A 25662-nucleotide genomic window follows, 5' to 3' on the forward strand; every position below is an offset into this window, starting at 1 on the left:
AACTGCCTTCTAGGGTATTAACTATCTTAAAGGAGTTTAAATGATAATTGTTGTTACTGAGTGGATGCATACAAATGAATAAAGAAAGTATAGATGTATACAATACAGTTGGCATCATTTTCGCTTAGCGCTTATTTACCCGCCGGACATCCCCTACCTACAAGGAAAGTAGCTTGTTTTAGCCACTTGCCAATCACTACAGTGTAGGTATTTTCTAAAAAGTCTCTAAAAGATCATGTTTTGGTGCTTATTGCTCATATGGGCCAGAAAGAAACTGTGGTTTGGCATAGTTTTAGTTAAATTCTAAGAAGCTACAGAACCTGATATTCCCGACTAATTATTCGTGACTTATTTACGTATGATTAGTCTGAGTATTTGCCATACTATTAGGTGCGTCTGGGCTCGCTGAGATCATTCCAAATTAAGTTGCAGATGGAAGAAATGTCTACGCTACACAACGAATATAGAGTACGCCTTGACCCTGCGATTGACAGCAGAACGCTAAAAAAGCAGCAGGAATCAGTTGGCATCTCACGCCAAACAACTGGCGTTATTGGAACATTGCTACGGTATATCTGGCAATTGTATGGCCAGGTTAAGCTTCTGTTCCAGCCAGTGCTTTCTGCATCTGGAATGCATACTACATCTACCATATCAGACTCTGTATTCAGGAAAACTGGTAATCGGCAGGGGTGGGTAGAAGTTGATCGGGAGCCGCCAAATCCTATCGGTTCCGGACCGCCTGGCTACCTCGTCCACACTAGTACAAACGCTTTTAATTTCCTTGCACGCCGACCAATGGAGCAATTTTTACTAAACAGATCACCTCATAAAACGATGACCTTACCGGCTAAAGGTGGTGATTCGGAGATTGTGAGACGGATACCCTGGCGAAGAAGTAGCTATAATCAAAAGCTTTCTTCGCTTATTGACTATACTCAGCATGGAACAATGTCTGGAGTATTATCGATACTGACATGTCTGCTGCTTGCATTTTTGGCTTTACCAGCCCGAGCTCAGACTCAGCAAATCAATCTGAGCCTTCATAAATCGATTAGCACCCAATCTCCAGCCATTGGGGATGTGGTTACCTATACGGTTGTAGTAGCCAACGCATCAGGCTTTGCAGCAGCAACCAATGTGTCGGTTAAAGATGACCTGCCTGTTGGCGGGGTATCTTATATTCCGGGTTCTGCCAGTGTTACACACGGTACAGGAACGTTTACCCCTACTGGTTCAGTAACAGCAACGACCGGGATATGGTCGATTCCGTCAATTGCCTCCGGCGATTCGGCGGTTTTGGTGTTAAAAGCTACAGTACTGGATCGTGGGGTTTGGTTTAATACCGCAGAAGTAACGGCGGCTGATCAAACTGATGCGAACTCAGTTCCGAATAACCAGAGTTTGGTTGAGGACGATTATGATGCCGTCTGTTTTTCGGTACCTATATTATGGTACGTTGGCGACGAATATACGGTAACTATACCGTCGGGCTATGATCAGATTGTCTGGTACCGGGACAATGTACCCATTAGCGCATCTACAGTATCAGCATCTCTGGCTGTGGTCAACAGTGATTCATCACTGACGATCAAGAGTCCAGGGATATACCGTTTTGTAACGTATAGAAAAGGATGCCCTTCGGCAAACTGTTGTGATATACAAGTCATCCAGGGACCTTACGGAAGTCTGGGCGATTATGTATGGGCTGATGTCAATAAGGACGGTAAGCAAGACAATACTGAAACAGGTATTGATGGCGTACGAGTTTATTTATATGATAAGACAGGAGCATTCAAACTAGATTCAACCATTACCGCTGGTGGTGGTAAATATTTGTTTGATAGTCTAACTGACGGAGGTTATATCGTACGATTCATTGCTCCTACAGGTTATCAATCCACATCGGCTAATGTAGCAGGTGTTACTGATGATCTGGACAGCGATGCCGGAGCCAATGGTTTTACGGGAGTTTATACGATTGATACCAGTCAGCCTGAGTCAAGTACCGCTCGCAATAATCCAACGGTAGATGCAGGCTTTTACCTCCCAAGTGCTAGCCTGGGTGACTTTGTGTGGAATGACATTAATAAAGATGGCATTCAGGATTCGGGTGAGCCCGGCATTGCTGGGGTAACGGCTGTCCTCTATATTAATGGAGTGGCTTCGGCAACCACAGTAACCAATGCCACCGGTTTCTACTCCTTCACTGGACTGACTCCCGGTAGCAGCACCTCTTATGTGGTGGGCTTCACATCTCCATCGGGTTACACCGCTACCACACCATACAGTGGTACCGACCGAACCATCGATTCGAATGCTGACCTGATCACCGGTAAGACCGAGTCGGTCACTCTGGCACCGGGTGAGTTCAATCCAACATTGGATGCGGGCTATTATATCCCAAGTGCTGGTCTGGGTGACTTTGTCTGGAATGACATCAACCATAATGGTATTCAGGATGGTGGCGAGCCTCCAATTCAGGGTGTAACAGTTGTCCTTTACACCAACGGGGTGGCTTCGGCGACTACAGTGACCAATGCCAGTGGCTTCTACAGCTTCACGGGCTTGACTCCGGGTAGTAGTACTTCTTATGTGGTAGGCTTCACGGCTCCATCAGGTTACACCGCTTCAGTACCCTACAGTGGCACTGACCGGACCGTAGACTCCAACGCCGATCTGATCACTGGCAAGACTGAGTCAGTGACGCTGGCACCGGGTGAGTTCAATCCGACTTTGGATGCTGGTTTCTACATTCCAAGTGCCGGTCTGGGCGACTTCGTCTGGGTTGATTTGGATAAGGATGGTATCCAGGATGACATTGAACCGGGTATTCAGGGAGTAAGTGTGGTTCTCTATATCAACGGCGTGGCATCAGCAACGACGGTGACCAATGCCAGCGGCTTCTATAGCTTCACCGGTTTAACTCCCGGCAGCAGCCTGAGCTATTCCGTCGGTTTCACAACTCCATCGGGGTATACAGCAACGACTCCGCTGAGTGGTGGAGATCGATCACTAGACAGCGATGCCGATCCAATTACGGGTTTAACAGCATCTGTAACCTTAGCACCGGGCGAGTTCAATCCAACTCTGGATGCAGGCTATCAGGTGCCTGAGCAGCCCGTCGTTTTGGCAAGTTTAGGTGACTTTGTGTGGAATGACATTAATAAAGATGGCATTCAGGATTCGGGTGAGCCCGGTATTGCTGGGGTAACGGCTGTCCTCTATATTAATGGAGTAGCCTCGGCAACCACAGTAACCAATGCGAGCGGCTTCTACTCCTTCACCGGTTTAACACCTGGTAGCAGCCTGAGCTACTCGGTAGGCTTCACCGCACCAGCGGGCTACACGGCAACCCTGGCTCAACAGGGCGGTAACGATGCCAAGGATAGCGATGCTGACCTGATTACGGGTAAAACCCGCTCAGTGACATTGGCTCCTGGTGAAAATAATCTAAATCTGGACGCTGGGTTCTATATCCCAAGTGCCGGTCTGGGCGACTTTGTCTGGCTTGACCTCGACAAGGATGGTATCCAGGATTTGGGTGAGCCAGGCATTGCTGGGGTAACGGCTGTCCTCTATATTAATGGAGTGGCTTCGGCAACCACAGTAACCAATGCCACCGGTTTCTACTCCTTCACTGGACTGACTCCCGGTAGCAGTACCTCTTATGTGGTGGGCTTCACATCTCCATCGGGTTACACCGCTACCACACCGTACAGTGGTACCGACCGAACCATCGATTCGAATGCTGACCTGATCACTGGTAAGACCGAGTCGGTCACCCTGGCACCGGGTGAATTCAATCCAACATTGGATGCGGGCTATTATATCCCAAGTGCTGGTCTGGGTGACTTTGTCTGGAATGACATCAACCATAATGGCATTCAGGATGGTGGCGAACCCGGTATTGCCGGTGTGACTGTCGTTCTGTACACCAATGGAGTGGCTTCGGCAACAACGGTAACCAATGCGAGTGGTTTCTACAGCTTCACGGGCTTGACTCCGGGTAGCAGCACCTCTTATGTGGTAGGCTTCACGGCCCCATCGGGTTACACCGCTTCAGTACCCTACAGTGGCACTGACCGGACCGTAGACTCCAACGCCGATCTGATTACCGGTAAGACTGAGTCAGTGACGCTGGCACCGGGTGAGTTCAATTCGACTTTGGATGCTGGTTTCTACATTCCAAGTGCTGGTCTGGGCGACTTCGTCTGGAACGATACCAATCATAACGGAGTCCAGGATGGTGGCGAAACGGGCATTGCCGGTGTAACCGTTGTCCTCTATACCAACGGCGTGGCATCAGCTACGACGGTGACCAATGCCAGCGGCTTCTATAGCTTCACCGGCTTGACTCCGGGTAGCAGCACTAGTTACTCGGTTGGTTTCACCGCTCCATCGGGTTATACCGCAACGACTGCTCATCAGGGCGGCAATGATGCGACCGATAGTGATGCAGATGCGATTACGGGCCGTACGCAGTCTGTGACGCTGGCACCAGGCGAGTTTAATCCGAATCTGGATGCTGGATACCACACCTGCCCAGTTAACTTCAGTCTGGTCGTATCGAACGATATAGCGATGTGTAATGGTGATGTCGCTACCTTGACGGCAACGTCGTCGGTGACAGCCTCTCAGATTCGCTGGTATTTGACACCTTATGACGGAGTTGCCTTCGCAACAACATCGAATGGAGCTTCGTTGACGGTGAACCCAACTACCACCACTATATATTATGCGGAGGCATTCACGGCAGATGGTTGCGTGAGTGCTCGTAAGCCGGTGGTCGTAGAGGTTACGACTGTGCAGACGCCAATTTGCCTGGGTATCATGAAAAATACCTGTCCGCAAACAACGGTTGATCTGACGCAAACTCATATCGAAAATCCGTCAACAGGTGTAACCTACGAATGGTATACCAGCATTGATCGGTCAATCGCTAGCAGAGTAACGAACCTGACAGCAGTTGGAGCTGGTAAATACTATCTGTTTGCTAAGTTTAACAACTGTTACAGCAGCCCAACGGTGCTCAATGTAGAGATTGTTGACTGTAGCTGTCAGAATCCGGCTAGTGTAACGGCGGTAGCAGTTGCGTCTGTTTGTGAAGGTGATCTGATTTCGCTGAAAGCAATCCTGGGTGGCTCGGCAACGAGTGTAACCTGGTCGACGGCTACAGCAACTGCTGGTACATTCAGTGCTCCAGGTAGTCTGACAACGACTTACACGCCATCAACGGCAGATGTCGCAGCAGGTACTGTTCTACTCACTGTTACCACAAATGACCCAGATGGTCAGGGCGTGTGTGCACCGGCGACATACTCGGTACTGGTGAAAATCAACAAACGTCCCGATGCTCCGCTGGGTGTAGCCTGCGACGACACGCTGGTTTGTCAGGGTAGTAGCACCAAACTGGTAGGTTTTGCACCAAACGGCAAAATCAACTGGTATGATCAGAATGGAACGCTGATCGGAACGACTGTAAGCGGTGGTAAGCTGATGGTAACACCTGCACACGCTGGAGCCGTTGTTTACTATGCCGAAGCAGTTAGCTCGGAGGGCTGTGTAAGCAGCACCCGCACCTCACTGACGATCACAGTAGGTCAATGCCTGGCTGATCTGGCAGTGCTGAAGGATGTTGTTTCGGCAGGCCCATTCTCGGTAGGCCAGAAAATAACCTACTCGATTACAGCTTCTAATAATGGACCAATTACGGGTACGGATGTCAAAGTGACCGATATATTACCGGCCACGCTGACCTACGTAAGTTCGACGCCAGTTAATCAGTATAACCCAGCAACGGGTATCTGGACAATTGGTGCGCTGACGTCAGGTTCGAGCCGGGTACTGTTGATCGAAGCGACAATCAATGCTGGTGGTTCATTGAAAAATACAGCCATCATCAGTGGTTCGAACAACGATTCAAATCATACGCTGAATGACACATCGAGAACCGTAACGCCAGTTATCGATTGCAATGTGGCACCACCAACGCTGATTTGTGCGATTACAGAAATCTGTAAAGGCAATACGACAACGTTAAGCGCAAAAGGTTGCGAAAACGGAACTGTCAAGTGGTCGAACGGCAGTACAGGTACCACGATCTTCGCGGCCCCATTGGTCACAACGACTTACACGGCTAGCTGCGTAGTTGGCCAGTGCGTAAGCCGGGCTTCTGAACCAATCACTGTAACCGTGGTTGAGCCTCAAACCCCAACGATCGTAGCCAGTGCGGATAATGTCTGCCCAGGTACATCGGTAACGCTGACGGCATCGGGTTGCCAGGGTGGCATCATCGAATGGTCGGATAAAGCACAAACGGGCAACTCGATTGTGGTGACGCCATACAGCAAAACGACCTATACGGCGCAATGCCGTCAGGCTAACTGCCTCAGCAACCCTGCTGTGATCACCATCAATGTAAACACCGACCTGGCTCAACCAACGATCGTGTGCAGCACATCGGTTGTATGCCCAGGTGAAACAGTAACGCTGACGGTTGAAAACTGCATCGGTACACCGCACTGGAATAGCACAACAGCTACTACGTCGAGTATCGTGGTAACACCAACACTGGGTAGCAACTCGTACTGGGTATATTGTCAGAACGGTACATGCACCAGCAAATCGTCGCCAGTGTATACCATTAAGGTGGTGGCTCCAGTGATCCCAACAATCACGGCCAGCGCGGATACGGTTTGTGCAGGTGGAGCGGTTACGTTGACAGCAGCCGATTGCAATGGTACGGTTATGTGGTCGAATGGAGAGACTGGCAACAGCATCACTGTTCATCCATCAGCCAACATCAGCTACTATGCGCAATGTAAATACCGCACTTGCCTGAGCAATCCATCTAACACGGTCGATCTGGTGGTTGTGAACCCGCAGGCTCCGATTGTGAAGCTCAGCAGCACAAGCATCTGTAGTGGCGAACCTGTTTCGCTGACAGCTACAGGTTGCACCGGTACGGTTGTTTGGCACGGTGTGGATAAAACGGGATCGGTTATCACGATCTACCCGACCGAAACCAAGCAATACTACGCTACCTGTAAGATTGGCGCTTGCGAAAGCGGAGCATCGAACTCGGTTCGGATTTCGGTCAATACGTCGCCAGCACCAGCACCAACGGTTGTGGCTTCGACAACAGCTATCTGTAGTGGTGGCCTGGTATCGCTGACGGCTACGGGTTGTGTAGGTACGGTGAAATGGTCGGATGGTCAGACGGGCGCTGTGGTATCAGTAACCGCTACTCCGTCGAACCACGAGTTCTATGCCTTGTGTGTGCCCACCAGCGGAACCGCCTGTGGCTCGAGCAAGTCGAACGTAATCAATGTGCAGGTAACGCCAACACCGACACCAACAATTGTTCGTTGTCTGTGTAGTGCGGATACGATCTGCCCAGGTGAAGAGGTGAAACTGTCTGTGAAGAACTGCCAGGGTACACCACACTGGAGCACGGGCGAAACTACCACCAGCATCATCGTATCGCCAACGGTAACGACCGGCTATACCGTGTACTGCCAGGAGGGTGTTTGCCAGAGCACAACGACAGAGCCGTATAAGATTACGGTGATCCCTGTAGCTGCACCAACAATTGTCGCTTCGGCAACGGGCGTAACGCCAGGTGGTTCGGTAACGCTGACCGCTTCAGGTTGTGCCGGTACGGTGATCTGGTCGGCCAACGATGTGAACGGTAATAACAAGGGTGCATCGATCGTGGTGATGCCGAATGGCACGCAGACGTACTACGCACAGTGTCAGTACCGCTCATGCCTCAGTGATCCATCTAACCCAGTCATTATTAATCCAAGTGGCTGTGTCGCTAAGGCTGGTACTTTAGTGCCTGTAAACGAGAAAATCTGTGCCAGCACCAGTACAACAGCTACTGTAGCGGCTACGCTAAACGGTGGTCTGGTACAACCGACTGGATACTCAGTAGTTTACCTGCTGGCTAAAGATGGGGTAGTACAGCAAACCGGAGCAACGCCACAGTTTACGGTACCGGCTGCAAACGCTCATTACACCATCCACACGTTGGTATACAACGCAAACTCGGGTGATGCCAGCTACCTCGATCTGTCGCAGGTGAAAGCAAATCTCTCGACGATAGCCGATGTACAACAACTGATTGGTGGTAAGTGCGCCAGTCTGGATGCTACTGGAGCGGCTATGAAAGTATGTGTCATCGACGCACCAACCTTATCGGCTACGTCACTCACCGTATGCGTGGGCGGACCGGTTTCGATAACGGCAACAGGATGCGAAGGTGGTACAGTGAAATGGTCGGATGGTAAAGAAGGGACTATCTACGAGACGTCGGTTTACACCGAACGCTGGCTGACAGCTATCTGTGAGATCGACCATTGTGCCAGTACGCCTTCGGCATCGGTACACATCAGCTTAGGTACACCACCAATCCCGATTATCGTGAGCGACAAGTCGGCGATCTGTGTGGGTGAAACCATCTCGCTGACCGCAACCGGTTGTTCGGGAGGTACCTATATCTGGTCCGACGCTCAACAAACGACAGGCTCGATCCTGACCGTTACCCCAACTCAGGACGCAACATTCCGCGTCAAGTGTAAAGTGGGTACCTGTGAAGGTGAGTGGTCGGCTGCTACGACGATCCAGGTAGGTAAGCCAAATGCACCAACCATCTCAATTCTAGGTGGTGGCAGCAGCGCAACGGCTTGCTTCGGTGCCTCAGTAACGCTGGTGGCTCAGGGCTGCTCGCCAGACAGCTACGTGACCTGGTCGAACAATCAGGTAGGCAACACGCTCGTTGTCTCGCCAGCTAGTTCGGCAACCTTCTCGGCGCAGTGCTGCAACTCGACCTACTGTAAGAGCGATCCGTCGAATACAGTTAGTGTAACGGTGCTGCCGAAAGTGCCGGTACCAACTGTGAGTGATCTGACCAACACCTGTCCAATAACTACGGCCGACCTGTCGAAAGGTGTTACCAGTAGCCCAACAACAACCGGTGGTGTGTTTGAATACTACACGGATGCAACGTTGAGCAGTAAAGTAGCCGATCCAGCGCACGTTGGCACGGGTACCTACTACGTGGTAGAGAAAACGACCAATGGTTGTGTCAGCCTACCGGTGGCGATCCATGTACAGATTACTGCCTGTGTTGAGCCTACACCTTGTGACAGCCAGAACCCGGCTACCGCCAATGCTGGTCTCGATGCAAGTGTATGTGCAGCAAAAACTTACCAACTGAGTGGTGTTATGGGTGGTGCGGGTAAAACCGCCCACTGGACCACCAGTGGTACGGGTACATTCGATAATCCATATGCGTTGAATGCCATCTATACGGCTAGTGCCGCTGATGTGCAGGCTGGTAAGGTTACTCTGACCCTATCGGTGAGCACCAATAATGCGGCCTGCCCAGTGGCAACCGATGCGATGGACCTGACTATCGACGGTATCAAGACAACGCCGGTGGTAACGGTCGTCGGGGCTCAGAACTTATGCTATGGTGACTCAGTGACGCTGAAAGCACCAGCCGGTTTTGCAGGCTACAAGTGGAACACCGGTGCTACATCGCAGACCATTGTGGTAAAACACAGCGGAAGCTACAGTGTCCAACTGGTAGATGGTTCTGGTTGCAGCTCGGTCAGTTCCGATCCAGTGAACGTGAATGTAGCTGAGCCTGTACTGCCACCGTTGGTGCATAACCTGCGCAACGAGTGTCCCTCGAAGATTGTGGATCTGACAAAAGCTCTGTCGACAACCACAGCCGGAAGCACCTATACGTATCGCATCTGCGAATGCAACACATCGAATATTGTGATTCGCCCAGATTCAGTATGTGAAGGAACCTACTGGGTAGTAGAGCGGACTGCATTGGGTTGCGTCAGCAAGCCTTCGAAAGTGACTGTGAAGGTCTTCAACTGTGCTGCCGATACAATCAATACCGACGTAAGCATTACGAAACTGGCCAGCACGGCATTCGTTCAAAACGGCGCCCCTGTTACCTACACCATTACGGTGAGCAACGCAGGGCCGCACACTGCGAAGAATATCGACGTTCGTGACGTATTGCCAAAAGGACTGGATTTCGTACCAACTCCAGGTGGCAGTTATACCATTGCGAATGGTAGTGTACACACAGATAGCTATACGGTGTCGAACGGTGTAATCCTGAAACACATCGATAGCCTGAAGGCTGGTGCATCCGAACAGATTGTCTTCAACGGTCGCCTGACGGTGAAAAACCAGGAAGTTGTCAACACTGCCGAGATCGTTTATCTCGACAACAAAGACAATAACCTGGCGAATAACACGTCGAGTGTGACGGTGAAAGATACATCGGCTCACAAGGGCAGTGTAATCGGTCTGGCGAAAGCTGTACTGGGGACGCCCCAGGCTCTTGGCGATTCGCTCATCAAGGTGGCCTACCGATTCGTAGTGACCAACTTTGGTGACGATACCCTGCGCCATGTTCAGGTGAACGACGATCTGGCCTACGCCTTCCGTCCGAACTCCGTATCGGCTGGCGTAACGCTATCTGATGCGAATTCAACCCTGAAGGTTAACCCTGCCTTCACCGGAAGTGGCAGCAACACGAATCTGCTGGATACGACAAGCTACCTCTTGCCTGGTAAGTCGCAGATGATGGTACTGAATATTACGGTAACTCGTGCGAGTGGCGATACAACCAAAGCGTTCTACAACCTGGCTGGTGCTTCCGCTATCAATAGCGTGACGGCCGTGTCGGATATGTCGACTGATGGTGGTGTTGCCGATCCGGATAACGACGGTGATCCAACCAACAACACAGTAGTTACCAGCTTTACCCTGGGAGCTAGCCAGCCACAAGGGCCAAGCATCGGTCTGGCACTGGCCGTTGTTAAGGTCGAACAGCTAGCCGATAGTTCGTACAACGTGACCTATAAGGCAACGATTAAGAACTTCGGTGATGTTCAACTGAAAGGACTGAGTCTCGTCGATAGCCTGAACAAGGTGTTCCTCTCGCCAGCGTCGTACAGTGTAGTGAGCGCTCCAGTCGTTGCCGCAGGCAGCACATTGGTAGCCAACACCAGCTTCGATGGCAGTACACAGCCGGATATTCTGACGAACGCCAGCACACTGGCCGCCGGTGTACAGGATACCGTAGTCTTTGTAGTGAACGTGAAAACCAATGGCAACAGCGGACCGTTCTACTCCAGTGCTACTGTAACCGGTACAACACCAGACGCGTCGCAGACGGTTATGGATATCTCCAACAACGGATTTGACCCAGCGCCAACAGGCTCTGCCCTGACGACAGTCCGCTTCGATCTGCCGAAAGGCTTACTTGGGGTTGCTAAATCGGTGGGTACACCAACGTTGGTTCAGAACGGTGTGTATGACATTCCATACACGATCACGCTGACCAACATGGGTACAGAACCGCTGAAGAACGTACAGGTGGAGGATAACCTATCTCAGGCATTCGGCAAAGGAGCACTGATCGTAAGCAACCGCATTAAGATCACCAGCACCGGTACAGTAACTGTTGATACGTTGTACACCGGTCAGGGATTGATCACCAATATGTTGGTTGATACGGCAAGTACGCTGGCAGTAGGTGCCAAAGCAACGCTGACCTTCACGGTTCGGGTTGATGTGTCGGGTGTTAACCCTGATTCGCTGACCTTCTACAATACAGCTGCTGCTTCGGCTAAAACGCCAGCTGATGAAGTAGTTTCAGATGCATCAACGGCCGGTACGAACAATGACCCAGACAATGACCTGGATCCACGGAACAACAGCCAGCCAACACCAATTGCGCTCAACGGTCGGGCTACCGACTCGCACATTGGTCTGGCCATGTCGGTTGCCGATACGGTTCGTCAGTCGGATGGTAGCTACAATGTGACCTATCAATTGGTGGTGAAAGCCTACGGTCCAGATCCGTTGACCCACGTAATGATCTCCGACACGCTGTCGAAAGTATTCAACAGCCAGACGGGTTCGATCTTTACCCTGGTGAATGCGCCGATCATTACCTCAACCGGTAGTGCTCTGAAGCTGAACCCGAACTACAACGGGGTTTCTGATCCGGTGATCGTTCTGGGTGATAGCACCAGCAGCCTAACAGTTGGTAAAGTAGATACGATTCGTGTGGTGATCAACGTCATCTCCGATGGGTCGACAACGACATTCCTCAACTCGGCTTACGCACAAGCGCAGTCGAAAACAGGAACGGTCAGCGACATATCGACGAGTGGCCTGAATCCTGATCTCAACGGCAACGGTGATCCGACCGATCCGAACGAGCGCGAAGCTACTCCGCTGACTATACTGCCGACGTATCAGGAGATTTTCATCCCACAAGGCTTCTCACCAAACGGCGATGGTATCAACGATCAGTTCGTCATCCGGGGAGTCAATGGACTTACGGTTAGTCTGGAAGTCTACAACCGTTGGGGTAATCTGGTCTACAAAAACGAAGATTACAAAAACGATTGGGATGGTAAACCGAACACGGGTATCCTGATCAATTCGGCCGATTCCAACGGTTTACCTGACGGAACGTATTACTACGTGATTAATCTGAGCGATGGCCGCAAGTTTGTTCGATACATGACTATTAACCGCTAATTCGGATGGCAAACCAGTTTGCAACTAAACTTTGGGCCGCGGGACTCGTGCTGCTGATGCTGGGCATCAGCAGCCGCCCCGTGCGGGCTCAGCAGGACAAGATGTTCTCGCAGTACATGTTCAACATGATGGCCCTAAATCCGGCGTATGCTGGTAGCCGGGACGTACTGAGCATGTCGGCATTGTATCGCAATCAGTGGACGGGTGTTGAAGGGGCTCCGCAAACCGCTACCTTCACCGCCGATATGCCACTGAACCAGGAACGGGTAGGGGTAGGGCTTCAGCTCTACGGTGATAAGGCTGGGGTGATTCAGGAAGCGGGCGCTTTTGCATCCTATGCCTTTCGGATTAAAGTAGGGCGAAAAAGCACGCTGGCATTAGGGTTGCAGGCCGGTGCGTCGAGCTACCAGGCCAATCTGACGGATGTGAGAACATCGCCCGATAACCAGATTGACCCGGCTTTTGCCAGCAATATCTCCAAGATTCTGCCCAACTTCGGAACGGGTATTTACCTGAGCAACGACCGGGCTTACCTGGGCCTGTCGGTGCCACGCCTGATCAAGAACCGGCTGAGTGAATACAACGTCGGCGATTATCGGTCGGTGCAGGCTCGTCATGCCTATCTGGCTGCTGGTTTTGTGGTCGGTATCAGCCCGGTTGTCAAGATGAAGCCTTCCATGCTGGTGAAGTATGCCGAAGGGGCTCCGCTTGGATTTGATGGCAATATCAACTTCTGGTTTGCCGACCGAATTGCCATTGGTGCATCGATTCGCCGGAACCAGTTTTCGACCTGGTCAACGTACACAACGGATGCCATAGTCGGTATGCTGGAAGTCCAGTTGACAGATCAATTCCGGTTTGGATATGCTTATGACCGGACCATGAATGGCTTACAAAGTGTAGCGCCCAGTTCGCACGAGATCATGATTCGATACGAATTTGGCTTCGGTAAGAACCGGATTCTAACGCCGAGATATTTCTAAAAGAGCGAAAGACCGAAAGAGTGAAAGAGCGAAAACTACCAGTGGGTTTTCGCTCTTTTTTATTATACAGAACTCGTTTGAACTTATAAAATAAGCTAAATAGGAGTGTGTTTTGTCATTTCGACCGGAGGGAGAAATCTCAAAGTTCCTTACTGGTCAAGCTTGAGGTTTCTCTCTCCGGTCGAAATGACAAAAATGTATGGCTTTTGGTTGATAAGGAAAAGTTTGAACAGCCTTACGGTTAAAAATGCCCCTCGAAAGGATTTTCGCTCTTTCACTCTTTCTGTCTTTCGCTCATTGATTTTCGGCGTAGATTTTGCTTACTGAAAGGTATATTCTCCTGATTTTCGGGAGGGGTATGCTTTTTACTTATAGTGCTGCTGTTTATCAACTTTCGTAGTTTATGAAACATATTCTCCCTATTGTCGTACTCATCTGGACGCTGGTCGGGCCCGTTCAGGCGCAGTCGTTAGTAAAACAGGCCGATCGTCAGTTCGATCAATTAGCCTATACTAAAGCTATTGAACTGTATGAACAGGCACTTAAGAATCCGACCACGCTTCCTGAGGCCGAACGACGGGATGCCAGAGCTAAATTGGGATACAGCTATCAGCAAACGCGCGATATGCCGAATGCAGAGCGGGTATACCGGGAGCTGATGAGCGAAGGAACGCTTCCGAGCGATTACACAAAATGCTATTTATTCTACGCGCAAACGCTCGCCAGTAATGGTAAATATCGCGAAGCGCAGGAAGCCTATACGAAGTACGGCACATTACAAACCAGCGATAAACGCGGTCCATCTTTTTCAAAACTGTATCATGACGTAAGCGCGTTAACCCGCAATGCTGGAAGCTATAAGGTTGAATTCCTGAAGACAAATACGCGTAATGCCGAGTTCAGCCCTATGCTGTATAAAGATGGCCTGGTATTTGTGTCAACCGGCAATGGCAGCGGGATCAAGCGTGTTTTCAAATGGAACAATACGCCTTTTCTGGACCTATACTACATGCCCGATTTGAAATCGATCCGCACCTCGAAAGCAGCAAGTCTGGGAGGGAGTTCGGTCGCTACTAAACGGTTACGGACACAGTTGATTCGGCCGCTTGGTAGTGACGATTATACAGCGCCAACCGCCAATGATTCGCGTACTGTTGGTTTTTACGGTGGAACGAACATCAGCTTAGGTTACGAAGATCAGCCTATCAGCGAGTCGGATCAGTTTAGCCGCACACTGAATACAAAATACCATGAAGGGCCTGCAACCTTTACAAAAGATGGCTCCCGCGTGATTTTTACCCGGAATAACTACAACGATGGTAAATACCGGAAAAGCAGCGACGGGGTGAATAAATTAAAGCTCTATACGGCTACACAAACGAGTGGTGTATGGAGCAAGGCCGAAGAACTGCCTTTCAACAACGATGAATATTCAACAGGGCACCCCTCGCTGTCGAAGGATGATCAACTGCTTTACTTCGCATCCGACCGGCCAGGTGGTTTTGGCGGTACTGACATTTATGTGTCGAAATGGGTAAATGGGAAGTGGAGCGAGCCTGCCAATCTGGGTAAGGAAGTGAACACAAAGGGCAATGAACTTTTCCCCTTCGTCGATGAGAAAGGAAACCTGTATTTTTCGTCTGACGGGCGTCCCGGTTTAGGGGATCTGGATATGTTTTACGCCCAGCTAACTCCCGATGGGCTGCAAGGCATGTTATCGCGTAATCTGGGAGAACCACTCAATTCGCCCAAAGACGATTTCGGTATTGTTACGGATGGCGACCGAATGACCGGATTTTTTAGCAGCAATCGCAAGAATGGCGGGGCCGATGACGACCTGTATCGGTTCACTCGCGAAGGGGCTCTTTATCCCTGTCGCGAGCTGACGGTCAGCATTATTGATGCCGAAACAAAGGAGCCGCTGGCCAACACATCCATCGCTATGGATAACCCAGCCAGCGATGGTCAGAAGCAGCTGAAAACAGATGCTGAAGGACTGGTGCGGGTTTGCCTGACTGTCGATAGCGACTTTAAATTTCTGGCCAGCCGTGATGGATACTTGGAAAATCGCGTTGGCTTTTCAACCAAAGATATGTCCGACGATCAACCCTCTCGGTTAGAAATCCCGCTTGCAAAGCCGAAAGTAGAAGAAAAATCGACGGTAGGTATGACCACCTTGCGCGGACGGATCACGACCCAAACCGATAAAAAACCAATCGAAGGGGTAAAAGTAGTTTTGCTGAACGGATGCGATGGCACCTCCCAGGAAACGACGACCGGAGCGGATGGTAGCTATGAATTTGCTGTAAAACCAGGCTGCGATTATTCGATCGAAGCCATGAAAGACAACATGGGCACAACGGGTAGCCGGGTCACTAAAGAAGGTGTCGGATCGACAGATTTGACCATGTTTAAGAAAGGCGATGTGATCAAGATCGACAATATCTACTACGACCTCAACAAATCAATCATCCGGCCCGACGCTGCTGTGGAGTTAGATAAGGTTGTGGAGTTGATGAAAAAATACCCAACCATGAACATCGAAATGCGGTCGCATACCGATAGCCGGGCATCGGCCAAGTACAACGCTACGCTATCGAGCAATCGGGCCCGAGCAGCTGTCGCTTACCTGAAGTCGAAAGGTATCGGTGCTAAACGGATGATTGCCAAAGGGTACGGTGAAAGCAAATTGCTGAATAAGTGCAAAGATGGTGTAAACTGCCCTGAAGAGGAGCATCAGCAAAACCGTCGGACCGAGATCAAGATTTTGAAGTTTTAGATAATAGGAGAGTACATTTTAAACGGTGGTACGGCTGATGATATAGTTGATTGTCAGGCGATTGTATCAGCCGTGCCACCGTTCGGCGAGCAGTTTGGATCACATAGAAATATGGAGTCGGCACGGAGATTCACAGAGAAAAGAATTACTCTGAGAAACTCTGCGCCGATTTTCTGTGTCCGTATGCGCTAATTTTAAGTAGGTTTTTCAGGTAAAAGCTTGCAACTTGGCTTGCTATTTTGACAGCTCTATGCGTATTAGTTTACCGACCGCATCATCATTTTTATTAGGGGCTATTCTTGCCATGTTGCTTAGCATTCAGCAGGCATATGCCCAGAAGGAAGTGCTGTATTCACAATACCTCCTGAATCCGCTGAGTATCAATCCCGCCTATGCCGGAAGCCGCGAATCGTTTCACCTGACAGCCTTTCTTCGGCGTAAATGGATCAGTGTTCGGTATGCTCCCGTTACGCAGAGCGTTTCGGCCGATGGAGCCATTGCACACGGTAAGTTAGGCCTGGGCTTTCAGGCGCTCAATGATCGGATGGGATTGTTTACAGCAACTGGCGTTTACGGCAGTATAGCCTATCGATTTAATCTGCCAGCATTGGCCAAACTGTCGATTGGTGTTCAGGGAGGAGTGAGTGTAGTGCCTCTCTACGATGTGACCAGTGCTACCAGCATTAATCGGGCGGTCAGCAGTCTGGGCGTTGGGATTTATTACCGCTCTGATCGCTTTTTTGCGGGTATTTCGGCTCCTGAACTGTCTGGACAGATAAAAGATATTACAGGTCGATATTCGTTTAAAGGGGTTCAGCCGATCATGTTTCAGGTGGGTGCTCCGTTCGAGGTGAGTGAGACCGCCGTCCTGATTCCATCCGTCTTGATTTCGAAAATTGCGGACCGACCTTTAGGATTCGACATCAATATGCGGGCCTGGTTTCAGGAACAATTTGGATTTGGATTATCGTATCGACAAAATAGTCCGGGTTATATTTCGACCAATTATGTGCAGGCCATCGCCGAATATCAGTTAAGCAAATCCATTCGGATCGGGTATATTTTCAATTCGCAAACCCCCGAAAGTCCTAATGCCATGCAGTACGATCAGAAGAGTGTGCATGAGATTATGCTCCGATTCGCACCAAACGTACTGTCGATAACCTATTGATCAATTGACCTGAGTAGGGATGACTGAGACAATCAAAATAGTTAGTATATTAGTACCTTAGAAACGTAACGAAACGACCGCTTGAAAGCCAACGAAGAGATTTCCAGGGGCGATATGTTGCGCTATCTGTCGGCCAACAGTCGTATGCCTAATCAATCCACTATTCAGAATTTGTATATACCCAGCGATCTTGATCGGGAGTTTCCGTTGGCTCCTCATTTCGTTCAGGCGTTTGGGAGTTATCCGAATTACCTTCATTTCAATGATGATTTTAAGCCCTCGGCTCAGCAACTGCTCGATAGCCGTGGCTTTGTGTTAATCAACCATTCGACGCGCGTGACCGACCAGGGATGGCACGTGATCGAGCGAATTTATCAGCATGACGATGGGCTGATACTAAAGGCCGAGTTCGTTGGTGACCGATTCTTTCGGCTATATGGCTATTTCCGCGACGAAGTTCAGGCGAGGACCTTACTGGATGGCTTTCAGGATCATAAATACGTTCATGAAGACAATCAGACCCACATCTACCTCATTCAAAGCGGCCTGGGCGGATTGCATACCGAACGGGTAGAAATTTTGCCGCCTGAAATTGATCTGGATCTCCATTACAACGACGATTTTCCGGCCGTTCACGAGCGGTTGGTAACCCTGTTGGGACAACCCAAGAGCAAAGGGCTGATTCTGCTTCATGGCGAGCCAGGCACGGGCAAAACGACCTATATCAAATACCTCAGTTCGCTGGTCAAGAAGGATATGCTGATTCTGCCACCTTACATGACCAACTACCTGACTTCGCCCGAGATCATTCCGTTTTTACTCGACAATAAGGATTCGGTGCTGATCATTGAAGATGCCGAGCGGATTTTACAGGCCCGCGAAGCCGGTGGCGACACCAACAGCGTCTCGAACATCCTGAACCTTACCGACGGTCTCCTCGCCGATTGTATGCACATTCAGGTCATTGCCACCTTCAATGCCAGTAAACACCTGCTGGATAAAGCCCTTCTTCGAAAAGGTCGTCTGATGGTTGATTATGCGTTTGGTAAACTAGCCCCTACCAAAGCAAACCGACTCCTCGAACACCTGAGCATGGACTACCGCACTAGCCAACCCATGACCTTAGCCGATATTTTCAACCTCGACGAACAAACTGTTTCGGGCGAACGGCAGGAGGTTCGGATGGGATTCTAGCTTAGAAGATTAGCTCTGACCTTAAAAAACTGCCTGATTAATCTGGTAACTAAAGCAGTCCAGTTGATCAGGTAATTTTTTTGTATACCAAATAATCAAAAAACTTGCATTGATTGATTGGGGAGTTTAATATTAGCCATTGTTCATGCTATTATTTTTTACGTTCCAAACCTCTCCTTTCCATGGTAAAATTTGTACGCTTACTGAGTTGCTTATGGGCAGTTCCAGTACTGCTGTTTGCGCAAACAAATCCTAAACAGGCCGTTATTGATTCCATCAATCGAACCTTTTCGTATCAAACAGGCATCGTTTCGCTAAACAAGGGTATGGCTAAACTTACCGTACCTAAAGGCTTTAAGTTTCTGGATGCAGCACAAAGCCGACGAGTGCTGGTCGATATTTGGGGGAATCCGTCCGATGTAGCCGCATCAACACAAGGTATGTTATTCCCAGCCGAAGGCGGGCCGGTCGCTGATAAATCATGGGCATTTAATGTGACGTATGATGAAATGGGCTACGTAAAAGACGAAGATGCCGATGATATCGATTATGCCGATCTGCTGGATGAAATGAAGGAAGGAACTGAAGAGGCCAGCAAAGAGCGTATAAAGAATGGGTATGAATCCATTGCTTTAGTTGGCTGGGCATCTGCTCCCTATTACGACAAAGTGCACAAAGTGCTGCATTGGGCTAAGGAAATCAAGTTTGGCGATACGGCAAAAGTGAACACATTGAATTACGACGTACGAATTTTAGGACGGAAAGGAGTGATGAGTTTAAATGCTATTGCGGGCATGGATGAATTGCCAATCGTTAAACAGCAGATTCCAGGTGTTATAGGTAGCGTTACGTTTGAACCCGGCAATAAGTACACCGATTTTGATCCCAAGCTGGACGTTGTGGCAGCAGTAGGTATTGGTGGTTTGGTGGCAGGTAAAGTACTTGCTAAAGTGGGTTTCTTTGCGTTGCTTTTAAAATTCTGGAAAATATTACTGGTGGCAGTAGCAGGTGGGTTCTCCGCCATCCGTCGATTCCTATTTGGTAAAAAAGCAGCCGAAGAACCTGTTGATGATGGGTCTGAGCCTGTTGGGGATGCATCCTAAAACGAACAGCGGAGCCTGACTCAGGTTTCGCTGTTCGTTTTAGGCAGGCTATGTCAAAGCCGATTCGCCTTCCACTTACTCTGTTTCACAGTAGAAACTGCGGCTCCGTTCTGTTTGGGTTTGGCCGTTTCCAGTAGCCAGGCGCTTAGTACGGCCGCGAGTTCACGCTCTTGAGCGTCGAGCTTAGGGGTGAGCTTATCAGGAGTGAAATAACGACTCACGAATCCTGTGTCGAACTGGCCGGAACGGAATGCTTCGTGTTCCATGACGAAACGGCAGAACGGCAGGGTGGTTTGTACGCCCGAAATTTCGTACTCATCGATGGCCCGGATCATTTTCTGAATGGCTTCCTCGCGCGAGTCTCCATACGTAATGAGCTTAGCAATCATCGGGTCGTAATAGATCGGGATCGCCATACCCTGCTCAAAGCCATCGTCTACGCGTACGCCATTGCCCTGTGGACGCACGTAGGTGTCGAGCGTGCCAACGTCGGGCAGGAAGTTGTTGGCTGGATCTTCGGCATATACGCGTACTTCAACGGCATGTCCTTTAATCTGTAAATCGTCCTGTTTGATCGTTAGCGGTTTCCCTTCGGCAATGTAAATCATTTGCTTTACGAGGTCTACGCCGGTAATCAGCTCCGTTACTGGGTGCTCGACCTGAAGCCGGGTGTTCATTTCCAGAAAGTAAAAGTCCAGATTGTCGTTGACGATGAATTCGACGGTTCCGGCTCCATAATACCCACAGGCTCTGGCCACATCTACCGCTGCCCGACCCATAGCCTCCCGGATTTCGGGCGTCAGAATAGCCGATGGGGCCTCTTCCACCACTTTCTGGTGTCGGCGCTGCACCGAACATTCGCGTTCAAACAGGTGAATAATGTTGCCGTGCTGATCACCCAGAACCTGAATCTCGACGTGCCGGGGTGAGGTGACGTACTTTTCAATAAACACCGAGCCATCGCCAAAAGCCGACTGCGCTTCACTAACGGCCCGATCCATCTGCTCGTCGAAATCGGCTTCCTGCTCCACAACCCGCATCCCTTTTCCACCGCCACCTGCACTCGCTTTTATCAGGATTGGGTAACCAATTTGGGCCGAGATAGCCTTGGCTTCTGCACGATCAGTTATAGCCGAAGGAGTACCGGGTACCATTGGAATATTATAGTCAGCCACGGCTGCTTTGGCCGCCAGCTTACTACCCATGACTTCAATACTTTCGGGCGACGGGCCAATAAAGATCAATCCTGCCTCCCGCACCTGCCGGGCAAAACTGGCATTTTCGGACAAAAAGCCGTATCCTGGGTGAATGGCATCAACCTGTAATTTTTTACAAACGTCGATGATCACATCGGCGCGGAGGTATGACTCGCTGGAAGGAGGAGGCCCAACGCAAACCGCTTCGTCGGCATAGCGCACATGCAGGGAGTTACGATCAGCTTCGGAATAAATAGCGACGGTCTGGATGCCCATTTCGCGGGCAGTACGCATAATGCGCAGGGCAATTTCACCCCGATTGGCAACAAGTATTTTTTTTATGGTCATTGGGTAATGGTCATTGGTTGTCAGGGGTAGTCAGGAATGGTCAAGCGTTGTGAAGGGTAATTATGCGTTACTATTCCTGACCACACTTGACCATTCCTGACCATTTTGTGCCAATAATACAAAACGATTGTCGAATTGAATTTTACGACTTCCGTTTGCGCTACCGAAAGATAACCGTATTTTTGCACTTACCGTATAAAAAAACGAGGCTTTAGCCTGATAAACACCAATAAAAAGTGGATTTATTTGAGAAACTGCGTAACAACTTAGGACCTATCGGTTCACCGGCACGGGATTTTAATGGCCACCACTATTTCGCATTCCCCAAACTGGAAGGAGAACTTGGACCACACATGCGTTTCCGAGGGAAAGAGGTGTTGAACTGGAGCCTGAACAATTACCTCGGTTTAGCCAATCACCCTGAAATTCGGAAAGTTGATGCCGAAGCGTCGAAGCAGTGGGGTCTGGCTTATCCAATGGGCGCTCGTATGATGTCGGGTAACAGCGACCTCCACGAGCAGTTTGAGCAGCAACTGGCTCAGTTTGTCGGTAAAGAAGATGCGTTCCTGCTGAACTATGGCTACCAGGGGGTTATGTCGGCAATCGAAGCCGTCGTTGATCACCGGGATGTCATTGTCTATGACGCCGAATGTCATGCCTGTCTGATTGACGGAATCCGGCTGCATAAAGCGAAGATGGGCGAGTACTACAAGTTCAACCACAACGACATCGACAGCCTGGATAAAAACCTGCAGCGGGCTACCAAAAAGGCTGCCGAAAAGGGTGGCGGTATTCTGGTGATTACCGAAGGTGTATTCGGCATGTCGGGTAAAGTAGGTAGCCTGGATAAGATTGTTGCCCTTAAGGAAAAGTATGAGTTTAAACTGCTGGTCGACGATGCACACGGCTTTGGTACCATGGGAAAAACCGGTGCCGGTGTTGGTGAAATGCTCGGTTGCCAGGATGGTATCGATTTGTACTTTTCAACGTTCGCTAAGTCGATGGCGGCTATTGGTGCCTTTATCGCTGCCGATCACGACATCATCATGTACCTGAAGTACAATATGCGGTCGCAGACCTACGCGAAGGCACTTCCGATGCCATACGTGGTTGGGGGAATGAAGCGCCTGGAGCTGATTCGTAACTCCTCAGAATTCCGGGATAAACTCTGGGAAAACGTTCGTACGCTGCAAAATGGTTTACGTGAACGAGGCTTCGATATTGGCGATACACAATCGCCTGTTACCCCCGTGTTCCTGCATAATCTGGAGGGTGGCGTACCTGAAGTGGCAACCCTTACGAAGGATTTGCGGGAGAATATGGGCGTGTTCTGTTCAATTGTGGTCTATCCCGTGGTACCTAAGGGAACGATCATGTTGCGTATCATTCCAACAGCCGCGCATTCGCTTGACGATGTGGAGTATACATTGAACGCATTTTCACTTGTATTCGAACGACTCAAAGTTGGTTACTACAAGCAGGGGGCGGCTGAAATTGCTCAAAAAACACTGCAAGTATCGGCCGAAGCGGCTACAGAATAGGGTTTTTTGTCAAAAATTGGATTTTTTGGTCATTTTTTTGGCTTAGCTATTGCGCTGTATGATAGAATGCTTAAATTTCCGACCAAAACCGCGTTTTTAGCGGAATTTGGGCATTTTTCACACTTAAACCCATACGTATCGCTATGGCACGCTTCGATGAAGTAAAGAATTTGGTTATGTCGCTCGAAAGTGATTTTGAAAAGTTTTACGAGAAGAATAACCAGGCTGCCGGTACCCGCGTTCGGAAAGGAATGCAAGATCTAAAGACGCTGGCGCAGAACATTCGGTCTGAAGTTCAAAACACCAAGAACACAGCCACAAAGTAGCGCAAGCACCCGGTCAGTCGGCCACAATAAAAACTCCCCTGTCAGGCTCCGGTCTGACAGGGGAGTTTTTATTTATGAGTTATAAGGTTGTAGGGTTATAAAGTTGTATAGTTTTACAGGTGTCAGCTAACCATACAACTTTATAACCCTACAACCTTATAACTTAAATTTTCTCCCGGTGCATGAGTGTAGCTACTCCGCGCGTGGTTACCTTGCCCGTCTGTTTATCTTTAAGCTCGCCCAGGATCTGTGCCGTATGTTTGACTGGGTCAATCGATTGTACCGTGAACGTAGCTTCGTAGTCGGTGTCGACAAACATGGGTCGTAAGAATTCCAACGTTTGCCCTAAATAAACCGATCCGTACCCTGGAAATTCCGTACCCAGAACTTTTGTGAATATGCTTGCTCCGAGCATGCCGTGAATAATTGGGCGTTTGAAAGGGGTTTGCGCTGCGAAATCAGCGTCGAGGTGCAAGGGGTTATTATCGCCCGTAACCCGGGCAAAATCAACTACATCGGCTTGCGAGAACCGAAACGCATAGCGATGAACAGCATTGAGGCCAAATTCCATAGACGGAAATGAATGATGAATAATGTAAAATGGAGAATGACGGTGGGGCAAAGATCGTATAGAAGCACGAATCATTAGTCATTTTGCATTATACATTATTCATTGCGTCTTACCTTCGCGGATACTTATGCTTACAAAACTGGTTTCGTCCGATACGACAACGGCAAAGCGCGTGTTTGGACTGGATGTAATGCGGGCACTGGCTATTCTTATTGTGGTCGATGCCCATGCTACCATTGCACTGAAAGAATATTATAATGGGCTATTTATACACCATCTCTTACCCGATGGTGTTGAGTTATTTTTTGTTCTGAGTGGTTTCCTGATCGGAGGTATTCTGATCCGATCATACGAAAAGAAAGGTGATTTTAACGGGCAGGTTTTGCTGAATTTCTGGACGCGACGCTGGTTTCGTACCTTGCCCAACTACTACCTTGTACTAACGGGGCTGATTGTTTTTGCCCTCCTACGTGCCTGGCGAAGTGGCCTGCACCATACTTTACCAGCCAAAGGACTTCTGCTTAAGTACTATCTTTTTTTGCAGAATTTCGCGAATCCTGTTCCAGATTTCTTCCCCGAAACCTGGAGCTTAGCCATCGAAGAGTGGTCGTATATCTCCCTACCATTGGTGTTGTGGGGTATGCATACCCTGTTTGCAGCCCGATGGTCGCGCCAACGGATTGTCCTGCTGACGATCCTGATCATTATCGTAGGTACCAATCTCTATCGGTTCATTACGGCCCTCCAGATTCCGCTTTCAGAAGGTGAGTTACAATATCGGGGTATGGTTATGACTCGGCTGGATGCGATTTCGTATGGCGTACTGGCTGCTTATGCGAAAAACTATTTCCCGAGTCAATGGACAAATACAGCACTCCGTCGACGGTTGTTACTAATCGGCGTCCTGATTTCTGCTCTGGTTTCCTTCTCGGCATCGATACTGGTAATTGGGTATTATTATAAGGCCGGTATTCACCTCGGATACACGTTTTTTAAACGTACCTTATACTTCCCTCTAATGGGGTTGAGCATGGCCCTCATTGTGCCCTACATGGATGGCTGGCGGACGGCAACGGGCATCTGGGCAAAGGCTGGTATCAGCCGGGCCATTACCCACATCAGCCTGATTTCCTACTCGATGTATCTGCTGAATCTGACGCCCATTATGCTGACTATTATCGAGCGAATACCAACCACATCGCTGGCAATGGGCTGGGCGAAAGTTGGCCTGTTTTGGGTGCTGGTCATTATCCTGTCTACGCTCCTCTACAAATTCTTCGAAAAGCCCGTCACGGAACTCCGCGAACGACTTTCAGATAAAGAGCCAACTCTTTTAATGAGTGAAAGAATGAAAGAGTGAAAGAGCGGAAAGATACGCCAAACACTCATTCATTCTTTCACTCTTTCACTTAACTCGTGTGATCGCTGACGATGACCCAGCGTCGTTTGATCTTACGCCAAAGCAGGGTAAAATAGCCGTCGGCATCACCCATTTTAGGGCGTGTGAGGTGAAACCGACCTATTACATAAGCGACATTCGGACTTGGGAAGTCCATATTTAAGACATCGAATCGGAGCTTACCCATAGCGGCCCGGTCGGGGTAGCGCTTTTTATAGTTTTCGAGCGTGGCCTGATAGCCGTAGGTAATGCCGGCTTTTCCGACGAAGGTGAGTGAATCGGAAGTCCAATAGGCTGTCATAAACTTATCCACACGGCCCGCATTCCAGTCGTCGGTCTGGCGCTTCAGAATCTGGAGAATGGCCCGGCGGTCGGAGGCAGTTCCAATAGACTGGGCATATACGGCGGGTACGAAAAGTAAGCTAAGAAAGAAGAGGGTAGCGGGTAGTCTCATTATAGT

The 25662-nt window shown here is 49.6% G+C and carries 12 protein-coding genes; 9 read left to right on the forward strand and 3 right to left on the reverse strand.

All coding sequences use genetic code 11. The features are described from left to right. Positions 1–951: 951 nt before the first annotated feature. The 6 genes from ACYVFD_RS21020 (at position 952) to ACYVFD_RS21045 (ending at position 19821) form a co-directional block, all read left to right on the forward strand. Positions 952–12591, forward strand: a complete 11640-nt coding sequence (locus ACYVFD_RS21020) for an SdrD B-like domain-containing protein (RefSeq protein WP_461092716.1) — start codon at positions 952–954, stop codon at positions 12589–12591. A 5-nt stretch (positions 12592–12596) separates the two neighbouring features. Further along, positions 12597–13574 carry a PorP/SprF family type IX secretion system membrane protein gene (locus ACYVFD_RS21025; RefSeq protein ID WP_461092468.1) on the forward strand — a complete coding sequence of 326 codons (978 nt, stop codon included), beginning with the start codon at positions 12597–12599 and terminating at the stop codon, positions 13572–13574. Positions 13575–13977: 403 nt separating this feature from the next. Then, positions 13978–16353 carry an OmpA family protein gene (locus ACYVFD_RS21030; RefSeq protein ID WP_461092469.1) on the forward strand — a complete coding sequence of 792 codons (2376 nt, stop codon included), beginning with the start codon at positions 13978–13980 and terminating at the stop codon, positions 16351–16353. Positions 16354–16603: 250 nt separating this feature from the next. Next, positions 16604–17524: a PorP/SprF family type IX secretion system membrane protein gene (locus ACYVFD_RS21035; RefSeq protein WP_461092470.1), complete on the forward strand. Its 921-nt coding sequence runs from the start codon at positions 16604–16606 to the stop codon at positions 17522–17524. 114 nt (positions 17525–17638) lie between these two features. Then, complete coding sequence (locus tag ACYVFD_RS21040) at positions 17639–18718, forward strand: AAA family ATPase (RefSeq protein ID WP_461092717.1); 1080 nt, start codon at positions 17639–17641, stop codon at positions 18716–18718. Positions 18719–18900: 182 nt separating this feature from the next. Continuing rightward, entirely contained in the window at positions 18901–19821 is a 921-nt protein-coding gene (locus ACYVFD_RS21045) for a DUF2167 domain-containing protein (protein WP_461092471.1), read from the forward strand. A gap of 53 nt (positions 19822–19874) precedes the next feature. Here ACYVFD_RS21045 and accC read toward each other — a convergent pair whose 3' ends face one another. Further along, the gene (gene accC / locus ACYVFD_RS21050; protein ID WP_461092472.1) at positions 19875–21365 is read right to left on the reverse strand and encodes an acetyl-CoA carboxylase biotin carboxylase subunit; all 1491 of its coding nucleotides are present in this window, start codon (positions 21363–21365) and stop codon (positions 19875–19877) included. 236 nt (positions 21366–21601) lie between these two features. Here accC and ACYVFD_RS21055 point away from each other — a divergent pair, with 236 nt between their 5' ends. Both ACYVFD_RS21055 and ACYVFD_RS21060 read left to right on the forward strand, forming a co-directional pair. Continuing rightward, positions 21602–22906, forward strand: a complete 1305-nt coding sequence (locus ACYVFD_RS21055; RefSeq protein WP_461092473.1) for an aminotransferase class I/II-fold pyridoxal phosphate-dependent enzyme — start codon at positions 21602–21604, stop codon at positions 22904–22906. 143 nt (positions 22907–23049) lie between these two features. After that, positions 23050–23232 carry a histone H1 gene (locus tag ACYVFD_RS21060; RefSeq protein WP_461092474.1) on the forward strand — a complete coding sequence of 61 codons (183 nt, stop codon included), beginning with the start codon at positions 23050–23052 and terminating at the stop codon, positions 23230–23232. A gap of 163 nt (positions 23233–23395) precedes the next feature. Here the strand turns inward: ACYVFD_RS21060 and ACYVFD_RS21065 are convergent, their stop codons facing one another. Beyond that, on the reverse strand, positions 23396–23803 hold the full coding sequence (locus tag ACYVFD_RS21065; RefSeq protein ID WP_461092475.1) for a MaoC family dehydratase: 408 nt from the start codon (positions 23801–23803) through the stop codon (positions 23396–23398). 127 nt (positions 23804–23930) lie between these two features. Here ACYVFD_RS21065 and ACYVFD_RS21070 point away from each other — a divergent pair, with 127 nt between their 5' ends. Further along, positions 23931–25163 carry an acyltransferase family protein gene (locus ACYVFD_RS21070; protein ID WP_461092476.1) on the forward strand — a complete coding sequence of 411 codons (1233 nt, stop codon included), beginning with the start codon at positions 23931–23933 and terminating at the stop codon, positions 25161–25163. A 49-nt stretch (positions 25164–25212) separates the two neighbouring features. Here ACYVFD_RS21070 and ACYVFD_RS21075 read toward each other — a convergent pair whose 3' ends face one another. Next, positions 25213–25656, reverse strand: coding sequence for a YybH family protein (locus ACYVFD_RS21075; RefSeq protein ID WP_461092477.1), 444 nt, complete (start codon positions 25654–25656; stop codon positions 25213–25215). Positions 25657–25662: the final 6 nt, after the last annotated feature.

The organism is Spirosoma gilvum, from assembly GCF_054776815.1.

Coding starts and splice junctions, on each gene's coding strand:
- ACYVFD_RS21020 (WP_461092716.1), top strand. CDS start 952: ATGTCTGGAGTATTATCGATACTGACATGTCTGCTGCTTGCATTTTTG.
- ACYVFD_RS21025 (WP_461092468.1), top strand. CDS start 12,597: ATGGCAAACCAGTTTGCAACTAAACTTTGGGCCGCGGGACTCGTGCTG.
- ACYVFD_RS21030 (WP_461092469.1), top strand. CDS start 13,978: ATGAAACATATTCTCCCTATTGTCGTACTCATCTGGACGCTGGTCGGG.
- ACYVFD_RS21035 (WP_461092470.1), top strand. CDS start 16,604: ATGCGTATTAGTTTACCGACCGCATCATCATTTTTATTAGGGGCTATT.
- ACYVFD_RS21040 (WP_461092717.1), top strand. CDS start 17,639: ATGTTGCGCTATCTGTCGGCCAACAGTCGTATGCCTAATCAATCCACT.
- ACYVFD_RS21045 (WP_461092471.1), top strand. CDS start 18,901: ATGGTAAAATTTGTACGCTTACTGAGTTGCTTATGGGCAGTTCCAGTA.
- accC (WP_461092472.1), bottom strand. CDS start 21,365: ATGACCATAAAAAAAATACTTGTTGCCAATCGGGGTGAAATTGCCCTG.
- ACYVFD_RS21060 (WP_461092474.1), top strand. CDS start 23,050: ATGGCACGCTTCGATGAAGTAAAGAATTTGGTTATGTCGCTCGAAAGT.
- ACYVFD_RS21065 (WP_461092475.1), bottom strand. CDS start 23,803: ATGGAATTTGGCCTCAATGCTGTTCATCGCTATGCGTTTCGGTTCTCG.
- ACYVFD_RS21070 (WP_461092476.1), top strand. CDS start 23,931: ATGCTTACAAAACTGGTTTCGTCCGATACGACAACGGCAAAGCGCGTG.
- ACYVFD_RS21075 (WP_461092477.1), bottom strand. CDS start 25,656: ATGAGACTACCCGCTACCCTCTTCTTTCTTAGCTTACTTTTCGTACCC.